Source organism: Leucobacter sp. M11 (assembly GCF_035726885.1).
Taxonomy (GTDB): Bacteria; Actinomycetota; Actinomycetes; order Actinomycetales; family Microbacteriaceae; genus JAPFRB01.
Genome location: NZ_JAPFRB010000002.1, coordinates 570,486 through 573,208 on the forward strand (window position 1 = coordinate 570,486; position 2,723 = coordinate 573,208).

At 67.1% G+C, this 2,723-nt stretch carries 3 protein-coding genes; 1 reads left to right on the forward strand and 2 read right to left on the reverse strand.

All coding sequences use genetic code 11. The features are described 5' to 3' along the window. Both OOT08_RS07075 and OOT08_RS07080 read right to left on the reverse strand, forming a co-directional pair. On the reverse strand, positions 1 to 1,168 hold a 1,168-nt coding region (locus OOT08_RS07075), incomplete at its 3' end, for an HTTM domain-containing protein (RefSeq protein ID WP_325091894.1). Continuing rightward, on the reverse strand, positions 1,165 to 1,923 hold the full coding sequence (locus OOT08_RS07080; RefSeq protein ID WP_325091895.1) for a DUF5819 family protein: 759 nt from the start codon (positions 1,921 to 1,923) through the stop codon (positions 1,165 to 1,167). The genes OOT08_RS07080 and OOT08_RS07075, both read right to left, overlap by 4 nt. A gap of 75 nt (positions 1,924 to 1,998) precedes the next feature. On the opposite strand from OOT08_RS07080, the gene OOT08_RS07085 reads away from it, so the two are divergent. Further along, positions 1,999 to 2,723: hypothetical protein (locus tag OOT08_RS07085; RefSeq protein WP_325091896.1), on the forward strand; the 725-nt coding region annotated here is incomplete at its 3' end.

Consider the following 2,723-nt stretch of genomic DNA (forward strand, 5'->3'; position numbering starts at 1 on the left):
CGACGCCTGCTGCGGCGCTCTCCGGCGCGGTTCCCGTGCCGGCGTCCGGGGCAGGATCCCGGTCAACCGCGGGGCGCGTCTCGGGTTCTGGGGCGCGTCCGCCCGCAGCGCCGGCTGGCTCCGCGCCCGAGCGCCGGAAGAAGGCCACGAGCCGCCGCCACACGTTTCGGAGCAGCGTGCCCGCGTACCGCCACGAGCGGTCCCGGACAAAGAGGAGGTCACACCCGAGCATCACGAGCGAGAAGGACCAGAGCCCCTGGAACACCCCGATGCCGAAGTGCATGCTCATGATGAACAGGATCGCGAAGCGCCGCGTCGGCGTCCACAGCAGGAGCAGCGGGAACAAGACCTGCACCCACACCGACAGCCAGGTCGCCACCTGCACGAACAGCGTCGACTGCCAGGCGAGGTCGTTCAGCACCGGGAAGGAGCGGAACACGTCGAGGACCAGGGAGTAGTAGAAGGCGCTGCCGTCGCGCCACTCCTCCCCCATGAGCTTGTAGATCCCCGAGTTCACGTAGACGAGGATGATCTGGTACCCCGCGAGCATCACCGCGACGTTGTGCAGGGTATTGCGCAGCCACGCGGGCACCGAGAGCTTCCCGAAGAACACCAGCGGGTGCGGTTCCCGCCCGGAGCGCTTGCGCAGCCACGCGTCGACGGACCAGTGCCGGGACAGGTCAGCGAAGATCATGAAGAGCAACACGATGCGCGTGATCGTGTCGCCGCCGTTGGTCAGCACCGTGCTGTTGGTGACGAGCCCCATCCAGAACAGGAGGAGCACCGGGGTCACGTAGCGGGTCTTCCAGCCGATCAGGAAGAGAATGATCAGCGCGAGGAGAACCCCGTAGCTGAGGTCGAAGAGTACCGCGTTGTCCTTGGGGAAGAACCACGTGAATGGCGCCCACCAGCCGCGCTGGCGCACCTCAGGGTCAACCCAGGTCGAGGCGATCCCCCACAGGTAGTGCCGATCAAAGAAGCTGGAGGCGGTAATCGTCAGCATCGAGAGCGCGAAGAGGATCCGGAGCGCAGACGCCCCGTACGTGGCCCGCTTGTCCTCGGTTACCCAGCGGGCGAAGCGTCCAAACCAGGCGGCGGGCCCGCCCCGCAGGGCGCTGCCGGTTCCCGCGGCGGCCTCCGACGCGGCGCTGGTGACGTGCTGGCTCATTTTGTCCCCCCATAACGCGAGAAGACCTCACGGTACACCTCAACGGCGGCCGGGTCGACGGTCTTCGCCTGCCGCCAGCCATAGGTTTCCGCGAGCGGCGCGAACTGCTGCTCGTCCTGGAAACGGTGCGTAAAATCGTTGGCCCGGGTGCGGGAATGCTCCCAGCGGACCCGGACAATGGACTCATCGAAGTATGCGGTTGCCGCGTTCGTGGCCAGCTGGCGCATCGAGTTGTCGTAGCGGAGGAGACGGATAACGTCGCCTCGGCTCTCGCCGAGGGCGGTGAGCTCGTCGATGAGCTTCTCGGCGGGCTTCGCGCCAAAACCGTCATTCGTCTTCTCGATGAAGGTGTCCCGCACCACGGCCCGCTGCTCCTCGTTGAGCTCCAGATAGCGACCGTGATAGGCGAGGATCGCGTTCCAGGAAGACTTCTGCACCCGGGACGGGGCGAGCGAACCGGTGACCGCGCCCTCCTCGATCAGCGTCAGGTTAAACCAGTCGCTGGTCACGAGCTTCCCGGAGTCGTCCCGCCACTGCGCCTGAATGCGCATCGTGGAGTCCCACTTCATGATGTTCGGCGCGAACACGTTCCACTTCTGCGAGAAATACGGGGACGCGGCGGAGGTGACCCCGCTCAGCGCCGTGCGAACCGGCGAGGGCGGCGAGACGATGAGGAGGCTGAGGAGCACATAGGCGCCAAAGAGAATGAGGGCGACGATCGCCCCCAGACGTTGCTGTGATGGTGTGATTTTCACGCGAACACTCTCAAGAAATGAGTGGTGCCGTGAGCCGGGCTTTCCCGACTCACAGCACCATTCGGCTAGGGGGTGGTGGCCCGGTTTCCCGAGCCACCACCTGAGTTGAACCTACTGGCGGAGACGGCGTCGGGTCAACAGACCCGCGCCAGCCGCGAGGAGCAGCAGGGCCGCGGCCCCACCGATCCACGGCAGCTCTGCTCCCGTTGCGGCGAGGTGCCCGCGAGCACCGCCTCCGACTCCACCGCCGTTGGCACCCGGCTTGACGCCGCCCTTCGGGGTGTCGACGCCCGTGACCGGCTTGCCGCCGGGGCCTCCGTCGGCGTCAGCGTCGGCAGCAGCGTCAGCGTCAGCAGCAGCGGCCGCGTCAGCATCCGTAGCGGCGTCCGCATCAGCGGCGGCATCAGCGTCAGCAGCAGCGGCTGCATCAGCATCCGTTGCGGCGTCAGCGTCAGCTGCGGCGTCAGCATCAGCAGCGGCGTCAGCATCAGCAGCAGCTGCGGCGTCGGCATCCGCATCAGCGGCGGCGTCAGCGTCAGCAGTCGCGTCCGCATCCACGTCGGCGGCGACATCGGCATCAGCGTCAGTCGCGTCCGCGTCAGCCGCAACGTCTACGTCAGTGTCAACGCGAGTGTCCGCGTCAACCGCATCGGTGTCGGTCGCAGCGTCTGCGTCCGTGTCAGCAGCAGCGTCAGCGTCAGTTGCAGCATCCGTGTCGGCAGCAGCGTCCGTGTCGGTCGCAGCATCCGCGTCGGTCGCAGCATCCGCGTCGGTCGCGGCATCCGCGTCCGTGTCAGCAG